Annotated in this window: 21 protein-coding genes; 8 read left to right on the forward strand and 13 right to left on the reverse strand. The window is 64.9% G+C overall.

Annotated elements, in window-relative coordinates; translation table 11 throughout:
* Positions 1–244: 244 nt before the first annotated feature.
* From AC1DCJ_RS16630 to dnaA, 11 genes are all read right to left on the reverse strand, one after another.
* Positions 245–658, reverse strand: a complete 414-nt coding sequence (locus AC1DCJ_RS16630; RefSeq protein WP_038691524.1) for an ExbD/TolR family protein — start codon at positions 656–658, stop codon at positions 245–247.
* 3 nt (positions 659–661) lie between these two features.
* Entirely contained in the window at positions 662–1,087 is a 426-nt protein-coding gene (locus tag AC1DCJ_RS16635; RefSeq protein ID WP_038691526.1) for an ExbD/TolR family protein, read from the reverse strand.
* Positions 1,088–1,144: 57 nt separating this feature from the next.
* A complete protein-coding gene (exbB, locus tag AC1DCJ_RS16640) occupies positions 1,145–1,906 on the reverse strand; it encodes a TonB-system energizer ExbB (protein ID WP_137191471.1) in 762 nt (253 codons plus the stop codon).
* Positions 1,907–1,991: 85 nt separating this feature from the next.
* On the reverse strand, positions 1,992–2,660 hold the full coding sequence (locus tag AC1DCJ_RS16645) for an energy transducer TonB (protein WP_038691530.1): 669 nt from the start codon (positions 2,658–2,660) through the stop codon (positions 1,992–1,994).
* A gap of 146 nt (positions 2,661–2,806) precedes the next feature.
* Positions 2,807–4,006, reverse strand: coding sequence for a tetratricopeptide repeat protein (locus AC1DCJ_RS16650; protein ID WP_137191472.1), 1,200 nt, complete (start codon positions 4,004–4,006; stop codon positions 2,807–2,809).
* Between the two features lie 132 nt (positions 4,007–4,138).
* On the reverse strand, positions 4,139–4,945 hold the full coding sequence (locus AC1DCJ_RS16655; protein WP_478071430.1) for a M48 family metallopeptidase: 807 nt from the start codon (positions 4,943–4,945) through the stop codon (positions 4,139–4,141).
* 72 nt (positions 4,946–5,017) lie between these two features.
* Positions 5,018–5,872 (reverse strand): CPBP family intramembrane glutamic endopeptidase, encoded by an 855-nt coding sequence (locus tag AC1DCJ_RS16660; protein ID WP_137191474.1) that lies wholly within the window; start codon positions 5,870–5,872, stop codon positions 5,018–5,020.
* Between the two features lie 73 nt (positions 5,873–5,945).
* Entirely contained in the window at positions 5,946–8,405 is a 2,460-nt protein-coding gene (gyrB, locus tag AC1DCJ_RS16665; protein ID WP_478071431.1) for a DNA topoisomerase (ATP-hydrolyzing) subunit B, read from the reverse strand.
* 109 nt (positions 8,406–8,514) lie between these two features.
* Positions 8,515–9,612, reverse strand: coding sequence for a DNA replication/repair protein RecF (gene recF, locus AC1DCJ_RS16670; protein WP_478071432.1), 1,098 nt, complete (start codon positions 9,610–9,612; stop codon positions 8,515–8,517).
* Between the two features lie 881 nt (positions 9,613–10,493).
* Positions 10,494–11,594 carry a DNA polymerase III subunit beta gene (gene dnaN / locus AC1DCJ_RS16675; protein WP_019184048.1) on the reverse strand — a complete coding sequence of 367 codons (1,101 nt, stop codon included), beginning with the start codon at positions 11,592–11,594 and terminating at the stop codon, positions 10,494–10,496.
* A 276-nt stretch (positions 11,595–11,870) separates the two neighbouring features.
* The gene (dnaA, locus tag AC1DCJ_RS16680; RefSeq protein WP_478071433.1) at positions 11,871–13,205 is read right to left on the reverse strand and encodes a chromosomal replication initiator protein DnaA; all 1,335 of its coding nucleotides are present in this window, start codon (positions 13,203–13,205) and stop codon (positions 11,871–11,873) included.
* Between the two features lie 253 nt (positions 13,206–13,458).
* Between dnaA and rpmH the strand changes: the two genes are divergently transcribed.
* From rpmH to AC1DCJ_RS16720, 8 genes are all read left to right on the forward strand, one after another.
* A complete protein-coding gene (gene rpmH, locus AC1DCJ_RS16685; protein WP_006404565.1) occupies positions 13,459–13,599 on the forward strand; it encodes a 50S ribosomal protein L34 in 141 nt (46 codons plus the stop codon).
* Between the two features lie 5 nt (positions 13,600–13,604).
* Positions 13,605–14,096, forward strand: coding sequence for a ribonuclease P protein component (gene rnpA, locus AC1DCJ_RS16690; protein WP_081797298.1), 492 nt, complete (start codon positions 13,605–13,607; stop codon positions 14,094–14,096).
* Complete coding sequence (yidC, locus tag AC1DCJ_RS16695) at positions 14,096–15,796, forward strand: membrane protein insertase YidC (protein ID WP_478071434.1); 1,701 nt, start codon at positions 14,096–14,098, stop codon at positions 15,794–15,796. The genes rnpA and yidC overlap by 1 nt, the downstream gene beginning before the upstream one ends.
* Positions 15,797–15,902: 106 nt before the next feature.
* On the forward strand, positions 15,903–18,578 hold the full coding sequence (locus AC1DCJ_RS16700) for a polysaccharide deacetylase family protein (RefSeq protein ID WP_478071435.1): 2,676 nt from the start codon (positions 15,903–15,905) through the stop codon (positions 18,576–18,578).
* A 3-nt stretch (positions 18,579–18,581) separates the two neighbouring features.
* Positions 18,582–19,931 carry a tRNA uridine-5-carboxymethylaminomethyl(34) synthesis GTPase MnmE gene (gene mnmE / locus AC1DCJ_RS16705; RefSeq protein ID WP_478071436.1) on the forward strand — a complete coding sequence of 450 codons (1,350 nt, stop codon included), beginning with the start codon at positions 18,582–18,584 and terminating at the stop codon, positions 19,929–19,931.
* 116 nt (positions 19,932–20,047) lie between these two features.
* Entirely contained in the window at positions 20,048–21,100 is a 1,053-nt protein-coding gene (locus AC1DCJ_RS16710; protein WP_478071437.1) for a virulence RhuM family protein, read from the forward strand.
* A 195-nt stretch (positions 21,101–21,295) separates the two neighbouring features.
* Positions 21,296–22,348, forward strand: a complete 1,053-nt coding sequence (locus AC1DCJ_RS16715; RefSeq protein ID WP_313244777.1) for a glycerophosphodiester phosphodiesterase — start codon at positions 21,296–21,298, stop codon at positions 22,346–22,348.
* A gap of 124 nt (positions 22,349–22,472) precedes the next feature.
* A complete protein-coding gene (locus tag AC1DCJ_RS16720) occupies positions 22,473–23,459 on the forward strand; it encodes a hypothetical protein (RefSeq protein WP_478071438.1) in 987 nt (328 codons plus the stop codon).
* Positions 23,460–23,462: 3 nt separating this feature from the next.
* On the opposite strand, the gene AC1DCJ_RS16725 is transcribed toward AC1DCJ_RS16720, so the two are convergent.
* On the reverse strand, positions 23,463–24,248 hold the full coding sequence (locus AC1DCJ_RS16725; protein WP_313244774.1) for a rhomboid family intramembrane serine protease: 786 nt from the start codon (positions 24,246–24,248) through the stop codon (positions 23,463–23,465).
* Positions 24,249–24,344: 96 nt separating this feature from the next.
* Positions 24,345–25,301, reverse strand: a complete 957-nt coding sequence (locus AC1DCJ_RS16730; RefSeq protein ID WP_137191484.1) for a TerC family protein — start codon at positions 25,299–25,301, stop codon at positions 24,345–24,347.
* Between the last annotated feature and the right edge of the window lie 180 nt (positions 25,302–25,481).

Genomic DNA, 25,481 nt, shown 5'->3' on the forward strand with positions numbered 1-25,481 from the left:
GGGTCGGGCGCTGGGCCCCCATGCCCTTGGAGGCGAAATAAAGGAGGAGGGGGCGGCCGCAGGCCGACGCCGGGGGACATTCGCCGGAAAGGGTCTGGGGGCCCAGCGCCCGACCCGCCGACGGCCGCGCCTGGAAAGCGCCAAGGTTCCATCCTGCTTACCCCGCAAATGGGCGAAGAACCAAAAAAAAACGCCCCTGTCTCCAGGGGCGTTTTCCAGTCGCGTCATGACTGCGTCGTGCGATTTACTGCTGTACGAAGCCGATCTTCTTCATCTGAGCGTTCTTCGCGGCGGCCAATACCTTGGCCATCACGTCGTACTCAGAGTCCGGGCTGGCGTCGATGCGCAGTTCCGGCTGGTTCGTCGGGTCCTTCTGGACCTCCTGTTCCATCCGCTGCTGCAACTCGCCGGTAGCCACCGGGCTGTTGTTCCACGAGACCTGGTTGCTGGCGTCGATCTTGAGTTCGATCGGCGGCGGCGGCTCGACCAGCTGCGGCGGTGGGTTGAGCACGCGCTGCGGCAGGTCCACGGCGATCGGGTACGTCATGATCGGCGCGGTGACGATGAAGATGATCAGCAGCACCAGCATCACGTCCACGAGGGGCGTGACGTTGATGTCGGCCATGGGCCCCTTGTTACCACCAGTACTGAACGCCATGGCTTACTGCCCCTTCTCTTTGGTGGCAACGAAGCCAACGTCGAGCATGCCCTGCTCCTGCGCAATCTTGGTCATCTCGTTGATGACACGCATCTTGGTGGTGCGGTCACCACGCAGATTGAGCGGGGGCTGCGGGGTCTGCTGGGCGGCGGTCGACAAGCGCGACTCGAGCGTCTGCTTGTTGATTTCCTCGTCGTTCCAGTAGATCGAGCCGTCTTCCTTGACTGCCAGGGTGATCGGGCCCGAACGCTTCTCAGCGTCTTCCGGGTTCTGCACCAGGTTGGCCTCCGGCAGATCCACCTTGACCTTGTGGGACATCAGGGGCGCCGTGATGATGAAGATGATCAGCAGCACCAGCATCACGTCCACGAGGGGCGTAACGTTGATGTCGGCCATGGGGCCGCCGCTGTTACCACTACTGAAAGCCATAACGGGCTCCGTCTAGATCGTGTTGACTACGTTCTCGCCAGGTAAAGCGCGTCGCAATTAGCGAACGCGCGAACCGGTGGCGAAGAAGTCGTGCAGGTCGTGAGCGAACGTATCGAACTTGCTGATCGTGGCGCTGTTGATCTTGCTGAAGAAGTTGAAGGCGAACACGGCCGGGATAGCCACGAACAGACCGATGGCGGTCATGATCAGTGCTTCACCCACCGGGCCTGCAACGGCGTCGATCGAGGCGGAACCGGTGGCACCGATCTTGATCAGCGCGCCGTAGATGCCCCACACGGTACCCAGCAGACCGACGAACGGAGCGGTTGCACCGACGGTGGCCAGCAGGGTCATGCCCGACTGCAGGTTGTTGCTTTCGCGGGTCACGGCCTGACGCAGGGCGCGGTCGACGAACTCCGAACGGCTCAGGTTCTCACCCAGGCCACCGGTTGCGCCGCCTTCGGCACGCTGGTGGTGGGCAGCTGCCTGGGCAGCGTCCAGCGCGATCTTCGAGAAGGGCTCGGAAGCCGGCTGCTCTTCCATCGCACGGATGGCGTCCTGGGCGTTCGGGGTATCCCAGAACAGGCTCACGACCTTGTCGGCAGCGCTCTTCAGGCGGGTAGCGCGGAAGATGTTGATGACGGTCCAGTACCAGGACATGGCCGACATGATGATCAGGGTCAGCAGCACGACCCAGGAGACGGCGAAGTCACCCGGCTGGGTGGTCATTTCGTGGATCAGATGCTCGAAGCCCATCTGCGAGAGGGCATTCGACGGGTTGCCCCCGGCAGCAGCGGCGATGAAGAGTTCCTGCAGCATGACGCTTACCTTTGTTGTGTGTGGTGATGAATGGTGTAGCTGTAAACGACCGATGGAGCGGTGGCCGGCGGGCCACCAGCGACCATCAGTTCAGCGCAAAGTTGACCGGGACGCGAACGCGACCTGCGACCTTCTTCCCGCCCGACTCCGCAGAACGGAAGCTCCACTTGCGAGCTGCGTCCATTGCGGCGCGGTCGAGGTCACGGTTACGGCTGGACCGTTCGACCGACACATTGGTGACGTTGCCATTGGCGTCGACATCAATGATCAGGATGACTTCACCCTGGATACCTGCACGGAATGCGGCCGGCGGGTAACGCGGGGGGTTCATGTTCTTCGAGGAGATATCGACACTTGCCTCGATCGTGCTCGGCGGCGCGGGCGGCGACGGCGGGCTCGGCGGGGTGACGATGTCGTTGGCGCGCGGTTCCGGCACGTCGACCACGGGAGCCTGCGGCGGTGGCGGCACCGGCGAGGGCTTGGGCGGCGACAGGTTCTTGACCGGCGGCGGCGGAGTGTCCGTCGGCGGCGGCGGCGGCGGCGGCGGTGGGGGCGGCGGCGGAGCGTCGACCAGGGTCACCATGATGTTGCGTTCTTTCTCCGCAGCGGCCTTGGGAGCCACGGCCGGGATCAGAAGCATCATGAAGGCGGCGAGATGCAGTGCGATTACAAAAGCGATACCCACGATTCGCGGCCAGCTTAAGCCGGTGTCATCGCGTTGTTCGTACCTGTGAACGACTAGTTGTTCCGTCATGCGCCAAGAGCTCATTAGTGGGGCCGGGATACCCGGGGACAGGTAGCCCATGATCAGCGGTGCATGACACCGCAGGAACCTCCAAGCTTATACCAATCCTGAGCGCCTGCGCATCACTGTGGCAGGCGTTCAGGCGTTATTCCTACTTACTTCAGGTTGATGATTTTCTTGGCATCGGCCTGATTCTTCACACCCTTGGCCAAGGCCTGCTGGGCAGCCTGCTTGGCTTCGGGGATGCGACCTTCGGCATGCAAAACGCGTGCCAGATTCAAGTAGGTTTCACCGTCCTTGGAGAGCGGAGCGGCCTTCTGCCACGCTTCGATCGCCTTCGGCACCTCGTCGGAATAGTAGTAGGACTGGGCCAGGGCCAGGTAAACCTGGTAATCCGGCTTCAGGATGCCCTTCTGCAACCCCTCGTTGATGACCGCGATGACGTCCTTTTCCTTGTTCTCGGTATTGGCGTAGATCGAGTACAGCTGCTTGTACTCGCGCTCTTCGGTGAGCTGGCCGGCTGCACGCAGCTTGTCCATCACCGCGGCGGCCTTGTCCATCTGATCGGCCTGCATGTACATGCTGGCCAGGTTCAGCTGGGCTTTCTTGTCGTTGGGGTTGCGCGCGACGATGCCTTCGGCCTGCTTGACCGCTTCACCGGTCTGGCCCGCTTCGGCCATGGCCGCCATCAGCAGCTGGTTCCAGCTGTCCTTGGGCTCGGTGGCACCGGCAATGGCCTGCTGCAGCAACGGGATGGCCTCGGCGTAGCGCTGGGTCTGGTACAGGGCCTGGCCCTTGATGACCAGCTCTTCGGGCTTGGCCGACTTGGTTTCGGCGAAGTACTTGTCCAGGGTGGCCAGACCGGCGGCGGTCTCGTCGTCCTGCAGCTGCAGCTGGGCCAGCATCAGCAGCGACTGGTAGTGGCCGTTGTTGTCCAGGCCATTGAACTGCAGCACCTGCTGCAGGTACTTCTTGGCCGCGACGTTGTCTTCGGTCTGGTAGGCCGCCTGCGAGGCCAGCTGCGCGGCCAGGGACTTGTCGTAGTCGTTGGCGGCACTGTTGGCCAGGATTTCATCGGCCAGCGTGCGGGTCTCGGGGAACTTCTGGTCGTTGTAGGTGTCAATCAGCTTCTGCAGCTTGCTGCCAAGCTTGGCCGAGGACTTGCCGTCCGGCTCCTGGCGGGTCGCCTGCGGATACAGCGGCTCGGCCTTGGTGGCCTTGTTCTTGCCACCGCGGCGCTCATTGTTGCGCTCAGCCGAACGCGACTGGGCAAACGCATCGGTGACCATGACGCCACCGATGGCGGTCGCGATGAGGACGGAAAGGACGGCGTGCTTTGAGTTGCTGAAAATCATCTTTCACCTCGATCGAACCGCCGCAGCGGCATCAAAACGGACTGTCAGAAAAATCTGAGCCGCCAAACGTATCAGAAACTCATGGCGTGAGAAATCGTTTCCGATGCTGCAATACAGCATCTTTCGGTCGCATCAGCCGCACTTCGGCCTGCGTCCTGCGGACTGGGCCTGCTGGTATACCCCACTCAGGGCCGGCGCGTCACGCTGCAGTTCGCGGATGCGGTTGGCCGGATCGGGGTGGGTGGACAGCCATTGGGGGGATCGCCCGCCACTGGCGGCCATCATGTTCTGCCACAGGTTGACCGCCTGGCCTGGATCGAAACCGGCCTCGGCCATCAGCCGCTGACCCACGACATCGGCCTCGCTTTCCTGGGTGCGTGACCCGGGCAGCAGGAAGGCCGTCTGCGCGGTCATGCCGCCCAGCTGGTTGACCGTGCCGGCGGCGCCATCGCCATAGGCGGCGCCGGCCAGCGCGCCAAGCACGGCCAGGCCGGTCTGCGCGCCCATCTGCCGCGTCAGGCGCTCTTCGTGGTGCCGCGAGATGACATGGCCGATCTCATGGCCGATCACGGAGGCCAGCTGGTCCTGGTTCTTGGCCACGGTGAAGATGCCGGTATTGACCCCCACCTTGCCGCCGGGCAGGGCAAACGCATTGGGTTCGGCGTCGACGAATACCGCAGTTTCCCACCGTACGCCCCGGTACTGTGGCGGCAGCTGCGCGACCAGCGCATTGACCACGCACTGCACGTAGCCATTCTGGCGACCGTCGCTGCTGACCTTTTCCTTCTGCTTGGTCTCGTTGAATGCCTGCGCACCCAACTGGTCCAGCTCGGCCTGCGACACGCCGCCCACCATTTGCCGGCGGCCGGTGGGTGAGGTGGTGGTCGCACATGCGCTGACCAGCAGCGCCAACGCGACCCCGAACAGCACTGGTTTCATCGAAGCTCCCCCGTGTTCATGTGCCCAGTGTGGAACTGCGCGCCGTAAATTTTCGTCAAGCGAAGCGGTGGATCAGTGAAGACCCAGAAACACCAGCGCCGCCAGGGCGATGGCGTTGTTCAAGCCGTGCGCCACGATCGGCGCCCACAGGGTGCCGGTGCGCTGGTACAGCCATGCAAAGGCCGCGCCCATGCCGCCGTACACCAGCCAGAGCTGCGCGATTTCCAGCGGGCCGTTGGCGCTGGTGCCGGGAATTTCATGCACCAGCGCGAAGGCCAGGCTGCTCAACAGCACGCCCAGCCAGATGCGGCCGGCCTTCCACAAGCGCCCGAACAGCACGCGACGGAACAGCAGTTCTTCGTAGGCGGGGGCGAGCACGATGGCGAACACGGCCAGGAACCACGGGAAACGGCTGAGCGCCTGTTCCATCAAGGCCAGGTTGGTGGGAACCGGTTCAACCCCGGCCTGCTTGGCCAGGTAGGCGATCAGGTTGCTGCCGATCACCACGCCGGTGGCCACCAGCAGGGTCCAGCCCCAGGTTGAGGGACGGCGTGCGGCCTGCATCGAGGCGTGCCGTTCGGCGGCGTCGGCACGACGTCGCAGGAAATACAGCAGAAGGGCGGCGCCGCCGGTGGCGATCAACGCCATCAGGATCTGCGCCAGGGCGCCGGGCTGGCCCAGTTGCTGGGACAGCGCGCCGGTATCGAGGGGAGTGCCGTCGCGTGCCGCCTGCGCACCCACCACGGCACCGCGATATAGGCCCCAGGCCAGTCCACTGATCAGGCTCAGCCCGAACAGCGCGACGACGGCGATGCCCAAGTCGATGAAGAAGCCGGCAACGGGGGAACCGCGCTTGCCGCCGGAGGCCGACGGCGAGGCAGGGGGCAACGGGGGCGTGGCGGTGGACGCCGGTGCGGTAGCAGACATCGGATTCCTGGCAGCAGAAGGCATTGGCCGGCCCGCCTGCAGTGCGCAGGCGGCCGGCCGTGCCCCGATTGTGTCAGATATCCAGGTTGGCGACCTTCAACGCGTTGTCTTCGATGAAGTCACGCCGCGGCTCCACCACATCGCCCATCAAGGTGCTGAAGATCTGGTCGGCCGCAACGGCGTCTTCGATCCGCACCTGCAGCAGGCGGCGGGTGTCCGGGTTGACCGTGGTGTCCCACAGCTGTTCCGGGTTCATTTCGCCCAGGCCCTTGAAGCGCTGGATCTGACGGCCCTTCTTGCCTTCCTCGAGCAGCCACTCGCGTGCCTGCGCGAAGCTCTCGATCTCGGCCGACTTGGCGCCGCGGCTGATCTTCGCACCGGCGCGGACCAGGCCGTGCAGCAGCAGCGAGGACTGGTGCAGGGCACGCAGTTCACCGGTTTCGAAGGCCGACAATGGCAGCACCTGGATCAACGCTTCGCCCATGTGGCGGCGCGTGACCAGCAGTGCGGCCGGACGCTCCTCGGTGGGTTCCTGCAGTTCCAGGCCGAAGCGCGGCGAGCCCAGGCTGCTGCGGTTGAGACGCGTCGCCAGCGCACCCAGGCCCTCATCGGCACCGGCCTTGCGCAGGTGTTCCAGATCCATCGGGGTGAAATCGATCAGGGCCTCGAGCACCTGGCGGTCGTACCGGTGGGCGTTGCGGCTGATCGCTTCCTGCGCCGAGGCGTAGGAGAGCAGCAGCTTTTCCAGGGCCACACCTTCGATGCCCGGTTCGCCATCGGCCGGAATCAGCGACGCGTTTTCCACCGCGCTGCTGGCCAGATAGGCATCCAGCGCCGGGTCGTCCTTCAGGTACAGCTCCTGCTTGCCCTGCTTGATCTTGTACAGCGGGGGCAGGCCGATGTAGATGTGGCCGCGCTCGATCAGCTCCGGCATCTGCCGGTAGAAGAAGGTCAACAGCAGCGTACGGATGTGCGCGCCGTCGACGTCGGCGTCGGTCATGATGATGATGCGGTGGTAGCGCAGTTTGTCCGGGTTGTACTCGTCCCGACCAATGCCGGTACCCAGCGCGGTGATCAGCGTACCGACCTGGTCCGAGGCCAGCATGCGATCGAAGCGGGCACGTTCCACGTTGAGGATCTTGCCGCGCAGGGGCAGCACCGCCTGGTTCTTGCGGTTGCGTCCCTGCTTGGCCGAGCCACCTGCCGAGTCACCCTCGACGATGAACAGTTCGGACAGCGCCGGGTCTTTTTCCTGGCAGTCAGCCAGCTTGCCGGGCAGGCCAGCGATATCCAGCGCGCCCTTGCGGCGGGTCAGATCGCGCGCCTTGCGCGCGGCTTCGCGGGCACGCGCAGCGTCGACGATCTTGCCGGCGATCGCCTTGGCTTCGTTCGGGTTTTCCTGCAGGAATTCTTCCAGGCGCTGGCCAAAGGCACTTTCCACGGCCGGGCGCACGTCCGAGCTGACCAGCTTTTCCTTGGTCTGGCTGGAGAAGCTCGGGTCCGGCACCTTGACCGACAGCACGGCGATCATGCCTTCGCGCATGTCATCGCCGGTCAGGTTGATCTTGGCCTGCTTGGCGATGCCGTTCTGCTCGATGTAGTTGTTGAGCACGCGGGTCAGCGCACCGCGGAAGCCGGCGAGGTGGGTACCACCGTCCTTCTGCGGAATGTTGTTGGTGAAGCAGTACATCGTTTCCTGGTAGGAATCGGTCCACTGCAGCGCCACGTCCACGGTGATGCCGTTGGACTCGCCGGTTACCGAGATCACGTTCGGGTGCAGCGGCGTCTTCAACTGCGCCAGATGCTCCACGAAGCTGCGGATGCCGCCTTCGTAATGGAAGTCGTCGCGGCGGCCATCGCCACGCTCGTCCGCCAGCACGATCTTGACGCCGGAATTGAGGAAGGACAGCTCACGCAGGCGACGGGCCAGGATGTCGTAGTGGAATTCCACGTTGTCGTGGAACGCCTTCAGCGATGGCCAGAAGCGCAGGGTGGTGCCGCGCTTGGTGCTGGCGGCCACCTGCTTCAACGGGTGCAGTGCCGCACCGTCGGCGTATTCCTGCTGGTAGTGGAAGCCGCCCTGGTAGATGTCCAGGACCAGCTTCTGCGACAGCGCGTTGACCACGCTGACGCCCACGCCGTGCAGGCCGCCGGACACCTTGTAGCTGTTGTCGTCGAACTTGCCGCCTGCGTGCAGCACGGTCATGACCACTTCGGCAGCAGACACGTCGCGGTCGAGCTTCTTGCTCATCTGCTCGTGCTTGCCGGTCGGGATACCGCGACCGTTGTCGGAGACGGAGACCGAGCCATCGGCGTGAATCATCACAGACACGTGGTCGGCGTGGCCGGCCAAGGCTTCATCGATGGAGTTGTCGACGACCTCGAACACCATGTGGTGCAGACCGGTGCCGTCATGGACGTCGCCGATGTACATACCAGGACGCTTGCGGACAGCTTCCAGCCCTTCCAGGGCGGTGATGCTGTTGGCGTCGTAGTTGCCGCTGTTTGCCGGGGTGTTCTGTTCTTCAGTCATTGCGCTTGCCGTAGGCTCCGCAGGTCGGGCCGCCGCTTGACGCGGGGCACCGTGGGTAAGGGGTTGCAACAGCAATTATACCAGTCGGGCGCATGCGCCCTCCCGACCACTATGGCACAGGCTGGACCTGCCCATGTTCCACGTGGAACCGGGTGATATCGGTGGCGTCGTGTAGCGCCGCGGGGGTCTCGGTGGCGGTGATGAATATCTGCGCGGGCCCGGACTTCAGGCGGTCCAGCACCCGGGCCTGGTGGTTGCGATCCAGCTCGGAAGACAGATCGTCCAGCGCGATCACCGGCCATTCGCCGCGCTGCTCGGCGTAGTCCTCGGCCTGTGCCAGCAGGCAGGTCAGCGCCGTGAGCTTGGCCTGGCCCCGGGACAAGGCGTCGCGGCCTGGAATGCTGGCAAAGCCCACGCTCCAGTCCGCGCGGTGCGGGCCGACGGAGGTGTAGCCGGCCATGCGGTCGCGTTCCCGCGCCAGCAACAGGGCATCGGACAGGGACACATCCTGTTTGCGCCAGCCTGGGCTCAGCGTCATCGACTGTATGCCCAGGTTGGGCGCCAGCACCTGGGCCAACGCGGTGGCCCGGTCCTGCAGCCGCTCCAGGTAGTGCTGGCGGCGCGTGGTCAGCGGCTCGCCGGCCTCGGCAAGCTCGTGGTCCCACGCATCCAGCGCATGGGCGTTGCCCCCTTGCTTCAGCAGGGCATTGCGCTGCTTCAACGCCCGCGAGTAGCGCCGCCACAGCGCAAGAAAGTCTGGTTCCACGTGGAACAAACCCCAATCGAGGAAGCGACGGCGCGGTTCGCCACCGCCGCTGACCAGGGCGTGGCTGCCGGGCTCGAAGGTCACCACGGCCAGCGCTGCGCAAAGGTTTCCCAGCTGCGCGACGTCTTCGCCATCGAGCCGGCCCTTCCATTCCTGCCCGCTGTGCCGCAGCCCGGCCTTGCGCCGCGTGGAACTTGACGCGCCTTCGCGGCATTCGTCCCACTCCACGAAGACTTCCAGCGCGTCCTGTCCTTCGCGCACCAGGCCGTCGCGCACCCGTCCGCGGAAACTGCGCCCGTACGCCATCACATGCAGGGCCTCCAGCACGCTGGTCTTGCCGGCACCGTTGTCACCGGTAATCAGGTTGATGCCCGGCTCGGGGGCCAGTTCCACGTGGTCAAAGCGGCGAACCTGGTGCAGGGACAAGCGGCGGATGTGCATGCAGTCGATCACGGCCGCACAGGGCGGCAGTCGGGTTGGGGTAATCGATCAGCTTACTGCATCGGGTGTGTTTCACGTGGGCCGCGGGGTGAACGCGCTTCCTGCGCGCCCGATCCACTGCGATGCACCAGCTCAGGGCACTTAGCCGCCCGCCACATGGCCGCGCAGCACCGTGAATTTCTTGAAATCTGGCGGCCGGGCAGGGCGGAAGCCCTGCAGATTTCAAGAAATTGGGTGGGTTTTTGCCCGGCACTTCTCGGGGTTCGATTCCTGCAGCGGGCGAATTCTTTGAAATCTGCTGCAGTGGACCCGGCATGCCTATTCAGATCTGGCCAAATACGGCGCGGCTGCATTTCGCTGTCCACAGAGGCTCTGTATGACTTATGCACAACTCATGTACGAGCTGTGGATAAAAGCAGGCCCAAAACCCGCCTTGAAAGATATCCACAGGATCACCCCCAGCCTCAGGGGGCCTTATGTAGGGGGTTTCAGGCCTAACATTCCCTTGTATTTCAATAGGATAAGGTACTTTTCAACCAAATCTGGCCCTACCACCACCACCTAGCTTTAGATTTATATACAGTTTTTAAAGCATAGAGCAGTGATCCAGGCACGCAAACGAGCCGTCGCCCTGGAACGCCAAACCAACACATGGCAGCAGTGGAACTTCAGCCCAACTCGGTGTATCTGCCGACGTCGAACGCTGCGGCGATCAACCCTGTCGCGAGTCGTTGATCAACGCATCGTCAGCAGCCGCCAACCAGGATCCAAACCGTAGCGCGTTAGCTCCAAACCGCAATGCTCCACGTGGAACAAAAAAAAGCCCGGCACTTGGCCGGGCTTCTTCAACACATCGGTTCCACGTGGAACCACGCGTCAGGTCACAGACGCAGCGGCATCACCACATGACGCGACTTCTCGCTGCTGGCCTCACGAACCAGGGCAGAGGAGTTCGAATCACGCAGCTGGATGACCACGTGCTCATCGCGCAGTGCAGACAACGCGTCCAGCAGATAGTTCACGTTGAAGCCGATGGCCAGGTCGCTCACCGTGGTGTCGGCTTCGATCTCTTCCTGGGCTTCTTCCTGCTCCGGGTTGTGCGCGCTGATCTTCAGGTTGCCCGGCGAGACTTCCACGCGGATGCCGCGGTACTTCTCGTTGGACAGGATCGCGGCGCGCTGCAACGAGGCACGCAGTGCTTCGCGGTCGACCTTCACTTCGCGGTCGGCACCGATCGGGATCACTGCCTCGTAATCCGGGAAGCGGCCGTCGATCAGCTTCGAGGTGAAGGTCACATCGTCGCGCTTGACCCGCACGTGGCTGCGGCCGACTTCCAGCTCGATCTCGCGATCGCCGCTTTCCAGCAGACGCTGCAGTTCGGTCACGCCCTTACGCGGCACGATGATCTGACGCTTGGCGCCGCTGGCTTTTTCCAGTTCGGTTTCGCACAGCGCCAGGCGGTGTCCGTCGGTGGCGACGGTCCGCAGGGCATCGCCGCGCAGATCGAACAGCAGGCCGTTGAGGTAATAGCGCACGTCCTGCTGGGCCATCGCGAACGCGGTGCGTTCGATCAGTTCCTTCAGGGTGGCTTCGCCGATGGCCACACGCTCGGTGGCTTCCACTTCGTCCACCGACGGGAAGTCGTTGGCCGGCAGGGTTGCCAGAGTGAAGCGGCTGCGGCCGGCCTGCACGGTGATCTTGTCACCGGTCTGCGAGACGGTGATCCGGCTGCCATCGGGCAGGGCGCGGATGATCTCGAACAGCTTGCGGGCGGGGATGGTGGTCTCGCCGTCCTGGGCATCTTCCACCGCGATCCGCGACACCATTTCCACTTCCAGGTCCGTACCGGTCAGCGACAGCTGCCCGTTCTGCACCTGGACCAGGAAATTTGCCAGAACCGGCAGGGTCTGGCGGCGTTCGACCACGTTGACGACTTGTGCCAACGGCTTGAGAAAGGCTTCGCGCTGCAGTGTGAAACGCATGTGGTTCCGTGCCCCTATGCTTTAAAAAAATATGGAATAAATCAAAAGCTTGGTGGTGATGGTAGGAACAGAATCGCTGGAAAACACAGCTAAGTCTTTGTAAACAAAGAGGTTTCAGACGATGAAACCCTCTGCACTACTAACCCTCGGGGGGAGGGTGAAGCTGTGGATAAATCACCCGGGAAATTTACCCGATTTCTTATCCACACCCTGTCCCCTGCTTGCTACCGGATTCTGCACCGTTTTATGCGATGACGCCTGTGCGGCGTGCATGCATCATTCGCTCAACTTCCGGATCAGCTTGTCCCAGTCTTCCCGCAACTTGCCGTCGGCTTCCATCAACGTCCGGATCTGACGGCAGGCATGCAGCACCGTGGTGTGGTCCCGGCCGGCAAAGGCATCGCCGATTTCCGGCAGGCTGTGCTCGGTCAGTTCCTTGGTCAGCGCCATGGCTACCTGGCGCGGACGGGCCAGCGACCGGGTCCGACGCTTGGACAGCAGATCCTTGATCTGCAGCCCGTAGTAGTCGGCCACGGTTTTCTGGATGTTGGGAATGCTGATCGCCTGCTGCTGGGCGCGCAGCAGGTCGCGCAGGGTTTCCTGCGCAAAATCAGTGGTGATCGCACGGCCGGTGAAGTTGGCGCGTGCGGCCAGGGTATTCAGCGCACCCTCGAGGTCGCGGACATTGGAGCGCATCTTCTTGGCAATCAGAAACGCCACATCGTCGGGAATCTCGGTGCCACGCTCACGTGCCTTGGCCAGCACGATCGCGGCCCGGGTCTCGAAGTCCGGCGGTTCGATGGCCACCGACAGGCCCCAGGCCAGGCGCGACTTGAGCCGTGCTTCCAGGCCCTCGACTTCGCGCGGGTACCGGTCGCAGGTCAGGATGATCTGCTGCTTGCCGTCGAACAGGGCGTTGAACGTGTGGAAGAACTCTTCCTGGGTTCGGTCCTTGCCGGCGAAGAACTGGATGTCATCGATCAGCAGCGCGTCCACCTGCTGGAACTGGCGCTTGAACTGATCCATGGTTTTTTCCTGCAACGCCCGGATCATCGCGCTGAAGAACTGTTCCGAGCGCAGGTACAGGACCTTGGCAGCCGGGTTGGCCTGGCGCATCGCATTGCCGGCCGCGAACATCAGGTGGGTCTTGCCCAGGCCGGTGCCGCCGTACAGCAGCAGCGGGTTGTGCGCCCGGTCACCCGGTTTCTGCGCCGCCTGGAACGCCGCGGCCAGGCCCAGCTGGTTGCTGCGGCCCTCCACGAAGTTGGCGAAGGTGTAGTGCGAATCCAGGTTGCCGGCGAACGGCACCAGCGGTTCGGCCGACACGGCCGGGGCGCCGAAGCCCGGATTCGGCGCAATCTGCGCCTCCACGGCCCGCGGACGCGAGCCGATTTCAAGAAAAACGTCGCCAAAACCGGCGAAGTGCGCCAGCAGTTCCTTGATGCGCGGCAGGTACAGCTCGCGCACCTGGTCGACAATGAAGGCGTTTGGCGCATAAAGCACCAGGCTGTCCACGCGCAGATCGGCCTGCAGTGGCTTCAACCAGGTGTGAACATCCTCGGGCGGGAACTCCGCTTCGAGGCGTTCGAGACAACGGGACCAGGCATCCATCGGCAATAATCGTCTGGGGCCAGCGTACAGGCGTAGGAAACCGCCGCACCGCAGGCCGGAAGGAGGGAAGAATGGATGGCGCAGACTACCACCGACGAGGGGGGCCGGGAATGGTTGTCCCAAAGTTATTCACAAAATGATCCACAGCTATTGCACAGCCCGATGAAATCCCGTAGTGCCAGACACTTGACGGCACCTTGGTCAGGTCTATAGAATTTCCGGTTCTTTCCGTCCCCTTCATATAGAGGCCCGCATGGCCACCAAGCGCACTTTCCAACCCAGCAACCTCAAGCGTAAGCGCGACCATGGCTTCCGTGCCCGTATGAAGACCGCTGACGGCCGCAAGATCCTGTCGCGTCGCCGCGCCAAGGGCCGTAAAGTCCTGAGCGCTTGATTGCAATGCCGCTTCCTGCGGCAGACGCAATCCTGACTGTGAGCAGTTCCGACCCGCGCAAGCGATTTCCTCGCTCTGCGCGGGTTCGTACGCGTGCCGAATATACAACGGTCTTCAACGGCGCCCGCCGTGTGTCCGATCCGCTGATGACCCTGCACTGGCTGAAGAGCGATACGCCAGCCAGGTTGGGTCTCGCCGTGTCGCGCAAAGTCGATCCCCGAGCCGTGGGTCGCAACCGAGTGAAGCGTGTGCTGCGCGATGCCACACGCCACCTACGGCCGTGGATGAGTGCCGGCGATTTTGTCGTCGTTGCCCGTAGCGCCGCCCGTACCGCCAGCAATGCAGACATCCGTCAGGCCTTTGAACGCCTGCTGCGCCGCCTTGGCGCATTGCCCATGCCGGGCGCGGACGGCACAATGCCGCCGCCCCTGGGCGTTGCACCCCTTTCCCAGTCCGAGCCGGCCTCACCTGCCGGCCCCGTCGAGCCTGCCCGCTGATGAACCAGACCCGCGTTTTCCTGATTTTTGCCTGGCTGATGGTGGCCGTGTTGCTGTGGATGGAGTGGGGCCGCGACAAGGCCGCGCCGGCCACCCCGACCGTGGCTGCCCAGACCCAGGCGACCGTGCCGGGGGCCGCCGGGTCGGTCCCGGGCGCGACGGTGCCGCAGGCCCCGGGCAGCGCCCCGGCCAACCAGCCGGCCGCCCCGGCCCAGGCCGGCGCCGCCCGCGTCACCGTCACCACCGACGTCCTGCGCCTGGTGCTGGACGGTGGCACGGTGCTGGACGCCGAACTGCTGCAGTTCCCGCAGACCAAGGCCGACGGCAGCCCGCCGGTGCGCCTGCTGACTGAAGAGAGCACGCACCCGTATCGCGCGGTGAGCGGCTGGACCAGTCAGGACAAGAGCATGCCGGTGCCGGAAGCCAATGGCTTCAAGCTGGTCGGCGACAGCCGCGACTTCGTGCTGGGCAAGGACCAGAAGGAACTGCAGATCCCGTTCGTGTGGAACGGTCCCAACGGTGTGACCATCCGCCGTACCTACACCCTGGGCCGCAACGAGTACGCGATCAAGGTGAAGGACGAAGTGGTCAACGGCAGCACCGCGCCGTGGAACGGCTACGTGTACCGCACCCTGGACCGCACCCCGACCATCCTGTCGCGCAGCATGACCAACCCGGACTCGTTCAGCTTCAACGGCGCGACCTGGTTCAGCCCGCAGGAAGGCTACGAGCGTCGCGCATTCAAGGATTACCTGGACGACGGCAACCTCAACCGCACCATCACCGGCGGTTGGCTGGCGATGCTGCAGCACCACTTCTTCACCGCGTGGATCCCGCAGCCGGACCAGGCCGCCAACTACGTGCTGTCCCAGCATGATGGTCGCGACCAGATCCAAGCCACCGGCCCGGCCTTCACCGTGGCCGCCGGCCAGCAGGCCAGCACCGAGGCACGCCTGTGGGTGGGCCCGAAGCTGGTGAACCTGCTTGCCAAGGAAGACGTGAAGGGCCTGGACCGCGTGGTCGACTACAGCCGCTTCTCGCTGATGGCCATCATCGGCCAGGGCCTGTTCTGGGTGTTGAACCAGGTCCACAAGGTGGTCAACAACTGGGGCTGGGCCATCGTTGGCCTGGTGGTGCTGCTGAAGCTGGTGCTGTATCCGCTGTCGGCGGTGCAGTACAAGAGCGGCGCCAAGATGCGTCGCTTCCAGCCGCGCATCGCGCAGCTCAAGGAACGCTATGGCGATGACCGCCAGAAGTTCCAGACCGCGATGATGGAGCTGTACAAGAAGGAAAAGATCAACCCGATGGGCGGCTGCCTGCCGATCCTGATCCAGATGCCGATCTTCTTCGCCCTGTACTGGGTGCTGGTGGAATCGGTGGAACTGCGCCAGGCGCCGTGGCTGGGCTGGATCCAGGATCTGACCGCACGCGACCCGTACTTCATCCTGCCGGTGATCAACGTGGCGGTGATGTGGGCCACGCAGAAGCTGACCCCGGCGCCGGGCATGGACCCGATGCAGGCCAAGATGATGCAGATGATGCCGCTGGTGTTCGGCGTCATGATGGCCTTCATGCCGTCCGGCCTGGTGCTGTACTGGGTGGTCAACGGTGGCCTGGGCCTGCTGCAGCAGTGGTGGATGACCAAGCGCCACGGCAGCGACCCGGTGCCGGCCACCACTGCGCCGATCAAGAAGAAATAAAACCGACCCCTGGTTGGTTGCCCTTGAAAAACCCGCCGCCCGGCGGGTTTTTCTTTGGCGGCGATACAATCCCCGCCACCGTTGCCGCGTTTCCCCGAGTCCCCCCATGCCCCCTGCGTCGTCGCTGTTCCGTCTGCCCGTGCCCGTGCTGCTGCTCACCCTGGCGATGGCCGGCTGTGGCCGGCAGGACGCGACCGACCCCCAGACGGCGGCCACCCCGGGCGCGCAGGCCGCCGCCGCCGCGGATCCGGCGGCCGCGCCGCTGTTGGCCGCGTTGCAGAAACAGCTCGACGGCCACCGCCGCATCATCGTGCTGCTGGCCGACGAGGCGCAGCAGTCGCCGGCCGATCGCGCCACCTCCAGCCGCATCGGCCAGCAGCTGTTCCACGATGGCCTGGCCCAACGCGCCGCCATCGCCGCGCAGTTCGACACGCTGCTGCGCAGCCCGAGCCCGCAACGCTTCGCCTCCCTGGGCACGGTGCTGGACTACATCGAATCGGCGCCGGACCTGTTCGATGCCGATCGCCTGGCCTTCCGCGAAGTGCTGCGCGACCTGCACGAGCGCGTGGGCAAGGATTCGTCGCTGCCGGCGGTGAAGCTGCACCAGCGGATCGGCGAAGACCTGGAGGCGCTGGATGAGATCGAGCGCACCTACAACCAGGAAATCACCCGCATCTTCAGCCGCTTCGACCGCACCCGGGCAATCGCGCTGAAGCGCGAGAAGTGGGACGACTACATCGCCCACCTGCACGCGCAGTACCGCCGCGCCGACATCCTGCGCGACTACGGCGTGATCGAGCCGTACCCGATGTCGATGAAGGACAGCGACCGCGAGATCTTCGGCCGCGACCTGCCGCCCAAGACCGTGGTGCTCACCTTCGACGATGGCCCGCACAAGGCCTACACCGACGAAGTAGTGGCCATCCTGCAGCGCTACGACGTCCCCGGCGTGTTCTTCGAAGTGGGCCGCAACCTCGGTCAAGTGCAGCCCGATGGCAAGGTCAAGCTGGGCCCGCTGGCCGGCATCAGTCGCAACCTGATGGAACAGGGCTACGCGGTGGGCAACCACAGCCTGACCCACGCGCAGCTGTCGCGCACCACCGGCGATGCGCTGCGCGAGCAGGTGCTGTCCACCGACACGCTGCTCAAGGACGTGGATGACAAGCGCGCGCCGCTGTTCCGCTTCCCGTATGGCGCGCGCAACGCTGAAGGCCTGCAGCTGCTCAACGAGGCCGGGCTGAAGTCGATCATGTGGAACATCGACTCGATGGACTGGGCCGACCCGGTGCCCGAGTCGATCGTGCAGCGCGTGGTCGACCAGGTGCAGAAGGAACAACGCGGCATCATCCTGTTCCACGACATCCATGACCGCGCGGTCAAGGCGCTGCCGCAGATCCTGGACCGGCTGATCGCCGACGGTTACCAGTTCGCCGGCTGGAACGGCCGCGACTTCAGCGTGGCCCGCCCGCGCAAGGGCGCCAGCAGCACGGCCACCGTCACCACCGGCTACCAGAAGTCGTGGGCGATCGTGATCGGCATCGATGACTACGCGAAGTGGCCGAAGCTGGAGTACGCCAGCCACGATGCACAGGCCATCGCCGACACCCTGACCGGGCAGTTCGGCTTCCCGTCGTCGCAGGTGATCGTACTGAAGAACCAGCAGGCCACCCGCAACAACATCCTGGCCGCCTTCCACGACCGGCTGGCCGATGACCGCACCGGGCGCGACGACCGGGTGTTCGTGTTCTTCGCCGGGCATGGCGCCACCCGCCGGTTGGCCTCGGGCCGCGACCTGGGCTACATCATCCCGGTGGATTCCAACCCGGATGAGTTCGCCACCGATGCCATCGCGATGACCGACATCCAGAACATCGCCGAGAGCATGCAGGCCAAGCACGTGATGTTTGTGATGGACGCCTGCTACAGCGGCCTCGGCCTGACCCGCGGCGGGCCCTCGTCGTCGGCCTTCCTGCGCGAGAACGCACGCCGCAGCGCGCGCCAGATGCTCACCGCCGGTGGCGCCGACCAGCAGGTGGCCGATGCCGGCCCGAACGGCCATTCGGTGTTCACCTGGGTGTTGCTGCAGGCCTTGGCCGGCAAGGGCGACCTCAACGGCGACGGGCTGATAACCGGCACCGAGCTGGCCGCGTACGTGGCCCCGGCCGTGTCGGCGGTGTCGCAGCAGACGCCCGCCTTTGGCAGCCTGCCGGGGTCGCAGGGCGGCGAGTTCGTGTTCCAGGTGCCCGACAGCCAGGAATACCTCACCGCCGATACCCGCCAGTTGTCGGCCGACGCCATCGCGTTGAACAACAAGGTCGACGCGGCGCAGGACGCCAAGGGCAAGGACGAAGCGCCGGTGACCGTGGCCGACCTGCAGGGCGGCAAGAGCACGCTGGTGGTGCCCGCCGCTGCGCCGACGTCCGACCGCCAGCGCGCGCAGCAGGCCAACGACCGTGGCCTGCAGTTGTACCGCGAGAAGCGCTACGACGAGGCGGTGGCCCAGTTCACCGAAGCGCTGAAGCTGCGTCCGGACTTCGCCCAGGCCGCCAACAACCTGGGCTTCGTGTACTACCGGCAGCAGCGCTATGCCGAAGCGGCACGCTGGCTGGAGAACACCTTGAAGATCGATCCCTCGCGGGCGGTGGCCCACTTCAACCTAGGCGACGCCTACTTCCATGCCGGCGACAAGGCCAAGGCCAAGCAGGCCTACAGCACCTACCTTGCCCTGCAACCGCAGGGCAGCGCCGCGGCCCAGGCCCGTGCCCAGCTGGAGAAGCTCTGAGCGATGACCACCCCGTCCAACATCGACACCGTCGTTGCCATCGCCACCGCGCCCGGTGCCGGCGGCGTCGGCATGCTGCGCCTGAGCGGTCCGCGTGCGCGTGGCATCGCCGATGCCATCGGCGTGCGCACGATGCAGCCGCGACAGGCGCATTACGCCCGCTTCCGCGATGCGCAGGGCGAGGTGATCGACGATGGCATCGCGCTGTGGTTCCCGGCCCCCCACAGCTTCACCGGCGAAGACGTGGTGGAACTGCAGGGCCATGGCAGCCCGGTGGTGTTGCAGCAGCTGGTCGCGCGCTGCATCGCGCTGGGCGCGCGGCAGGCCCGCCCCGGTGAATTCAGCGAACGCGCCTTCCTCAACGGCAAGCTCGACCTGGCCCAGGCAGAAGCCATCGCCGACCTGATCGCGGCCAGCGACACCCGCGCAGCGCGCGCTGCACGGCGGTCGCTGGACGGGGTGTTCTCGCGCCGCGTGGACGAGGTGGCAGAACAGCTTGTTCTGCTGCGCATCCATGTTGAAGCGGCGATCGACTTCGCCGACGAGCCATTGGATACGCTCGGCGGCGAGCAGGTGCGGGCCGGATTGGGCCAGGCGCTGCGCGCGCTGGAGCGGCTGCGCGACGATGCCGAGCGCGGCCGCAAGCTGCGCGATGGCCTGCATGCGGTGCTGGTGGGCCCGCCGAACGCCGGCAAGAGCTCGCTGCTCAACGCACTGGCCGGCAGCGAGCGCGCCATCGTCACCGACATTGCCGGCACCACCCGCGACACCCTGCGTGAAACCATCCGCATCGACGGCCTCGAACTGACCCTGGTCGACACCGCCGGCCTGCGCGACGGCGGCGACGCGATCGAGCGCGAAGGCATGCGCCGCGCGCACGTGGAGATGCAGCGCACCGACCTGGCCATCATCGTGCTGGACGCCCGCGACCCGCAGGCCGGACATGCCGCGGTGGCCGACGCCCTGGCCGGCGTGCCGCAGCAGCTGTGGATCCACAACAAGAGCGACCTGCTGGAGCACCGTCCCGCCGACAGCGAGGCGAACGTCGTCCACGTCTCCGCCGCCACCGGCCAGGGCCTGGACCGCCTGCATGCCCGCCTGCGCGAACTGGCCAGCGGAAGTGCCGGCGACAGCGTGGACGGCGAGTTCTCCGCGCGCGCCCGCCATGTTGACGCCATCGTGCTGGCCATCGGCCACGCCGAGCGCGCCGAAGCCGAGCTGGTACACGAACACCTGGAGCTGGCCGCCGAGGAACTGCGCCTGGCCCATGAGGCACTGGGCGAGATCACCGGGCGGATGAGCGCCGATGATCTGCTGGGGCGGATCTTCTCCAGCTTCTGCATTGGGAAGTAGGGGCTATCATCGTCAGCGCCGAAAGTGCGTCATCAGACACACCTTCCCGGCATTAAACCGACCAGACTCCACGGAGTACACCCCAGTCGCGTGACAGCCCCTTTGAGGATCCGGTGATGGGCACGACAACATTGATCCGCAACAGCACTGTCGAGTTCCTGATCTTCACCAGCCAGACGGGCGATCAGAGCATCGAGGCCCGTTACGAGGACGATTCGATCTGGCTGTCGCAGAAGCGGATGGCTGCGTTGTTCGGCGTGGACGTTCGGACGGTCAATGAACATCTGAAGAACATCTTTGACAGCGAAGAGCTGACCCCAGCGGCAACCCTCCGGAAATTCCGGATAGTTCAGCAGGAAGGCAGCCGCACGGTGTCCCGAGGCGTGGACCACTACAACCTCGATGCCATCATCTCGGTCGGCTATCGGATCAACTCGATGCGTGCCACGCAGTTCCGCCAATGGGCCACTGCCGTCCTGCGCGAGTTCGCGGTCAAAGGATACGTGCTGGATCGCCAGCGCATGGAGAACGGCAGCTACCTGGGCGAGGACTACTTCGAACACCTGTTGGCGGAAATCCGCGAGATCCGCCTCAGCGAACGACGCTTCTATCAGAAGATCACCGATATCTACGCTACCAGCGTCGACTACAACAGGGATGCGCCTACCACCCAGAGCTTCTTCGCCAAGGTCCAGAACAAGCTTCACTTTGCCATCCACGGGCACACGGCCGCAGAGCTCGTGCGGGGAAGGGCGGACGCCACGCGACCCAATATGGGGCTCACTACGTGGGCTGCCGCACCCGAGGGCAGGATTCTCAAGACCGACGTCGTGGTGGCCAAGAACTATCTGGACAAGGAGGAGCTCGATTCGCTCGGACGCATCGTCAGTGCCTATCTGGAACTGGCCGAGGACCGCGCCCGCCGCAGGATCCCGATGTCCATGGAAGACTGGGCCAAGCGCCTGGATGCATTCCTTGTCTTCGATGAGCGTGAAGTGCTTCAGAACGCCGGCACTGTGTCGGCCAAGGACGCGCAGTTGCATGCCGAAAGTGAGTTTGAGATGTACCGGAACGTCCAGGAGCGATTGTTCGAAAGTGATTTCGACAAGGTGATAAAGGCGGTGGAAGCGGTTGGTAGCGCATCAGGGCAGCCCGGCGAGGATTCCTGAAGCCGGTTCTGCCACGGCCATCGGCCCTTCCGCGTGCCGTTTCTTCCCCCTGTCACACCGCACCACCACAATGCGCCGGTCCATCCACGCCCGGCCGCGTTGGCGCGGGCCGCATCAAACAGGGGTTTTGCAGTGTCGAAGTTGTCGTGGGGTTGTGCCTTGCTGTTGTCGCTGACCGTGGCACCATCGGTGGCCATGAGCGCTGAATCTTCCCCTCCCGCGCCGCGCAAGGCGGCGGTGTACGGCCATCGCGGCGCCAGTGCGCTGCTGCCCGAGCACACCCTGGCCGCCTACGCCCAGGCCATCGCCGACGGCGCCGACTACATTGAACCGGACCTGGTGATGACCAAGGACGGCGTGCTGGTCTCCCGCCACGAGAACGAGATCGGCGGCACCACCGACGTGGCCGCGCACCCGGAGTTCGCCAGCCGCAAGACGGTCAAGACCATCGACGGCGAACGCATGGAGGGTTGGTTCACCGAAGACTTCACCCTGGCCGAGCTCAAGACGCTGTACGCCCGCGAGCGCCTTCCGCAGTTGCGCAGCACCGCTTTCGACGGCCAGTTCCGCATCGCCACCCTGGACGAGATCATCGCCTTCCTGGTCCAGCAGGCCGGGCGCGCCAACCGCGGCATCGGGCTGGTGCCGGAGATCAAGCACGGCACCTACTTCAAGGGCATCGGCCTGCCGATGGAAGACAAGGTGCTGGCCACGCTGCAGGGCAACGCCTATACCCGCGTGGCACCGGTGACGATCCAGTCGTTCGAGGTGGGCAACCTGCGTTACCTGCGCAGCAAGCTGGCACGCGATTCCAACATCCGCCTGCTGCAGTTGATCGGCGACCCGAAGCAGCAGCCCGGCGACGTGCTGGCCGCCAAGGGCAGCCAGCGCTATGCCGACATGATCACCCCGGCCGGGCTGGAGCAGGTGGCCGCCTATGCAGATGGGATCGGCCCGAGTCTGCGTCTGGTCATTCCGCTGGACGCCGCCGGCAAGCTGGGTACGCCCACTTCGCTGGTGCGCGATGCGCACGCGGCCGGATTGATGGTGGTCCCGTATACCTTCCGGCCGGAAAACTACTTCCAGGCCGCAGAGTTCCGCAGTGGCGAGCCGAATGCCCGCAACGCGGAAGGTTCGGTCGCCGAGATGCGGGCTTACCTGGCCACTGGCATCGATGCGTTCTTCACCGATGACCCCGCGCTGGGCCGGCGTGCGGTGGATGGGGATGGCACGGCGGTAACCCGGTAGGTACCGACCGTTGGTCGGTGCTGCCCGCATCGACCAACGGTCGATGCCTACCGGGGCATGCCCCAACCGTGCTTGCCGACCGCGCGCTGCGCACGTTACCGTGCCCGGCAGACAAGGAGGTCGCATGCTGATCGGGCATCGCTACGAACACACGCCGGACGGCGATCTACGCATTCGCTCGTACAACTGGGCACAAACAGGTCTTGCCCTGTTTATCGGGCCCTGTGCCCTGATCATTCCGCTGCTGTTCGTGGGCGATGCCATTGCCAGACAGCAACAGCCGTTTCCGTCGCTGGGCCCACTGCCGCTGCTGGTGATCTTCCTGGGCTTCCTGCTGCTCATGACACTCGGGCTGGGTCTGCTGCTGTATACCGAAATCCGCGAAACGTTGCTGCTGTCCACCCGCAACGGCATCGCCAGACATAGCACGACGGACATGCTTGGACTGCGCGAAGAGCTGCGTGGCGAGTTCGCCCTGCAGGCACCGAAGGAGCTTGTATTACGCCGCCGCCTGTACCGGACGTCTGCGGATACGACCTTGTGGTTGGTGATGGACGATGACAGCGAACACCCGCTGAGTCCGGTCAATGTGCCGGTCGTGCCCGGCAGCCGGCAAACCGATCGGTGGGTGGACGCATTGGCTGGCTATCTACACGTGCCGGTTCGCACTGTGCAGCTCGATCCCGAGCCGCCCGCGGCAGTGCTGGCACCAGCAATGCCCGCCCTCCCGCCGCGCAAACGCTTCATCTCCCGGAAGCGCAGGAAAAAAGCAGCGCGCCAAGCCCGCTTGGGAACACCGATCAATGACGCCGGTACTAAACCGGCGCCGCGCACGGTGCCAGCCAACATCCGCGTCTTCTTTGCCCTGCTGGGTGCGTTCCTGGCCGCGCTGGAACTCAATCACCTGATCAGCCTGGTGAATGCGCTGACCACCGGCAGCATCCGGGTGGCCGGTTACCACAGCGGCGCCAGTACCTATTACTGGAGCGAGCAGCCCTATTCCTTCGCATTCCTGGTGCTGTTCGGCATCGTCATGGTTCCGCTGGTCGGCGCATTCGCGTACCAGTGCCTGCGGCTGGCGGTGACCGGGCACATGAAACCGACGGCGTGACCCCTACTCGCGCGGCGCACCCGGATCGCGCGGACGGAACGGGAGGACCACGAAGTCCTGCCCTTCGCGCGGCTGCCACAGCACCGGCACGCGGTGCGGGGAGGGCGGTTCAAGGTCGTTGTCACGCTGCAGCTGCAGGTCGTCCTCGTCGTCTTCCTCTTCCCAGCTGTAACGCTTGCGCGGGGCCATCGGGTCGGACAGGCGGAACAGCAGCGCGCTGATGATGCCGGCGAAGGCACCGCCCATATGCGACTGCCAGGACACCCCCGGCTCGTGCGGCAGGATGGTGATGAGCATGCTGCCGTAGAACAGGAAGGCGATCAGGCCGGCGGCAATGGCCGGTCGGTCGCGGCGCAGCAGGCCCAGCACGAAGACCAGGAACATCAGGCCGTGGGTGATGCCGCTGGCACCGAGATGGCGGCTGCCCAGGTCACCCAGCAGCCAGGCGCCCAGCCCGGAGCCGACCCACAGCAGGGGCAGCGCGCGCAGGGTGGCTTTGGGATAGACGCTGCCGGCAAGGGTGCCGAGGATCAGCAGGGCAAACGCATTGGCCCCCAGGTGCTGCACCGAGCCATGCAGCAGCGGTGCACCGAGGATGCCGAGCAGGCCGGCCTTGTCCAGCGGGGCCACTGCCCACGGGCGCCAGTCGAAATGACCCTGCGCGGTGTAGATGGCCACCAGCACCAGCACGAAGGCCAGGCTCAGGTTGAACGCCCGCAGCACGCGACCGCGGTCGTTGCGGGGAGAGGTCGGCGGCTCGCCGGCGGGCAGGGGCAGGTTGGCGTTCATACCCTTAGGGATTGCGTCGCCCGGGCTGAACACAAGGGCAACGCGACGGGAGAGAGTAGTGCCACCGGCGGGACAATCCCGCCGGTGGCACGTTGGTTACGCGTCGCCGGTCTTCGGCGGGTTCTTCAGGCTCAGCACCACAGTGGCGGCGATGATCACGGCCACCACGCCCAGCGAGATCGGGGTGGGGATCTTGAAGATGTCGATCAGCATCATCTTGATGCCGATGAAGGCCAGCACCAGGGCCAGGCCATACGGCAGCAGGTGGAAGCGATCGGCCATGCCGGCCAGCAGGAAGAACATCGCCCGCAGGCCCAGCACCGCGAACACGTTGGAGGTGAGCACGATGAACGGGTCGGTGGTGATGGCGAAGATGGCCGGGATGGAGTCCACCGCGAAGATCACGTCGGTGACCGCAATCAGGATCAGCACCACGAACAGCGGAGTGAACCAGCGCTTGCCATCGCGCATGACGCTCATGGCGTTGCCGGCGTAGTCGGGCAGCAGGCGCAGGTGCTTGCGCATCCAGCGCAGGGCAGGGTTGCTCTCAAGATCCGGCTCGCTACCGGCCGAGAACCACATCTTCCAGCCGGTGAACAGCAGGAACGCACCGAACACGTAGAGCAGCCAGTGGAACTTGGTGAGCAGCACGCTGCCGGCGAAGATCATGATCGTACGCAGCACGATCGCGCCCAGAATGCCGATGATGAGCACCTTCTGGCGCTGTTCTTCGGGCACCGCGAAGTAGCCCATGATCATCAGGAACACGAAGATGTTGTCCACGGCCAAGGCTTTCTCGACCAGATAACCGGTAAGGAACTCCAGGCCGACCTTGTTGGCCACCACCTGGCCGGCGGTCTCGTTCAGGTAGTACCAAAGGCCGCCGTTGAAGGCCAGGGCCAGGGCGACCCAGCCGATCGACCACCACAGGGCCTCCTTGAAGGTGACCTTGTGCGGCCCGCCATGTCGCATCAATACGAGGTCGACCAGCAGCGCGATGATCACCACCGCGCCGAAGCCGCCCCACAACCACACATTACCGATCGTCTGCATTGGGTTTATCCGTTGGAAAAATAGATTGCCTCAAGCCGGACGGCGAGGATCTGCAACGGAGGATCGGGGGGATCCAGGGACAGAGCTTCGCCATACGGCGAAGGTCTCGCTCGCAGTCCCGATGGGTGGGACTGCCGTTGCACCGGAGCCTGCGGGCTCGAATTGACGGCGACAACGTCT

Source organism: Stenotrophomonas sp. 10N36, from assembly GCF_056395005.1.

What these genes read in the sequence shown, in the direction of transcription:
- AC1DCJ_RS16630 (WP_038691524.1), bottom strand. Translation starts at nt 658, where the DNA reads ATGGCGTTCAGTACTGGTGGTAACAAGGGGCCCATGGCCGACATCAAC.
- AC1DCJ_RS16635 (WP_038691526.1), bottom strand. Translation starts at nt 1,087, where the DNA reads ATGGCTTTCAGTAGTGGTAACAGCGGCGGCCCCATGGCCGACATCAAC.
- exbB (WP_137191471.1), bottom strand. Translation starts at nt 1,906, where the DNA reads ATGCTGCAGGAACTCTTCATCGCCGCTGCTGCCGGGGGCAACCCGTCG.
- AC1DCJ_RS16645 (WP_038691530.1), bottom strand. Translation starts at nt 2,660, where the DNA reads ATGACGGAACAACTAGTCGTTCACAGGTACGAACAACGCGATGACACC.
- AC1DCJ_RS16650 (WP_137191472.1), bottom strand. Translation starts at nt 4,006, where the DNA reads ATGATTTTCAGCAACTCAAAGCACGCCGTCCTTTCCGTCCTCATCGCG.
- AC1DCJ_RS16655 (WP_478071430.1), bottom strand. Translation starts at nt 4,945, where the DNA reads ATGAAACCAGTGCTGTTCGGGGTCGCGTTGGCGCTGCTGGTCAGCGCA.
- AC1DCJ_RS16660 (WP_137191474.1), bottom strand. Translation starts at nt 5,872, where the DNA reads ATGTCTGCTACCGCACCGGCGTCCACCGCCACGCCCCCGTTGCCCCCT.
- gyrB (WP_478071431.1), bottom strand. Translation starts at nt 8,405, where the DNA reads ATGACTGAAGAACAGAACACCCCGGCAAACAGCGGCAACTACGACGCC.
- recF (WP_478071432.1), bottom strand. Translation starts at nt 9,612, where the DNA reads ATGCACATCCGCCGCTTGTCCCTGCACCAGGTTCGCCGCTTTGACCAC.
- dnaN (WP_019184048.1), bottom strand. Translation starts at nt 11,594, where the DNA reads ATGCGTTTCACACTGCAGCGCGAAGCCTTTCTCAAGCCGTTGGCACAA.
- dnaA (WP_478071433.1), bottom strand. Translation starts at nt 13,205, where the DNA reads ATGGATGCCTGGTCCCGTTGTCTCGAACGCCTCGAAGCGGAGTTCCCG.
- rpmH (WP_006404565.1), top strand. Translation starts at nt 13,459, where the DNA reads ATGGCCACCAAGCGCACTTTCCAACCCAGCAACCTCAAGCGTAAGCGC.
- rnpA (WP_081797298.1), top strand. Translation starts at nt 13,605, where the DNA reads ATGCCGCTTCCTGCGGCAGACGCAATCCTGACTGTGAGCAGTTCCGAC.
- yidC (WP_478071434.1), top strand. Translation starts at nt 14,096, where the DNA reads ATGAACCAGACCCGCGTTTTCCTGATTTTTGCCTGGCTGATGGTGGCC.
- AC1DCJ_RS16700 (WP_478071435.1), top strand. Translation starts at nt 15,903, where the DNA reads ATGCCCCCTGCGTCGTCGCTGTTCCGTCTGCCCGTGCCCGTGCTGCTG.
- mnmE (WP_478071436.1), top strand. Translation starts at nt 18,582, where the DNA reads ATGACCACCCCGTCCAACATCGACACCGTCGTTGCCATCGCCACCGCG.
- AC1DCJ_RS16710 (WP_478071437.1), top strand. Translation starts at nt 20,048, where the DNA reads ATGGGCACGACAACATTGATCCGCAACAGCACTGTCGAGTTCCTGATC.
- AC1DCJ_RS16715 (WP_313244777.1), top strand. Translation starts at nt 21,296, where the DNA reads ATGAGCGCTGAATCTTCCCCTCCCGCGCCGCGCAAGGCGGCGGTGTAC.
- AC1DCJ_RS16720 (WP_478071438.1), top strand. Translation starts at nt 22,473, where the DNA reads ATGCTGATCGGGCATCGCTACGAACACACGCCGGACGGCGATCTACGC.
- AC1DCJ_RS16725 (WP_313244774.1), bottom strand. Translation starts at nt 24,248, where the DNA reads ATGAACGCCAACCTGCCCCTGCCCGCCGGCGAGCCGCCGACCTCTCCC.
- AC1DCJ_RS16730 (WP_137191484.1), bottom strand. Translation starts at nt 25,301, where the DNA reads ATGCAGACGATCGGTAATGTGTGGTTGTGGGGCGGCTTCGGCGCGGTG.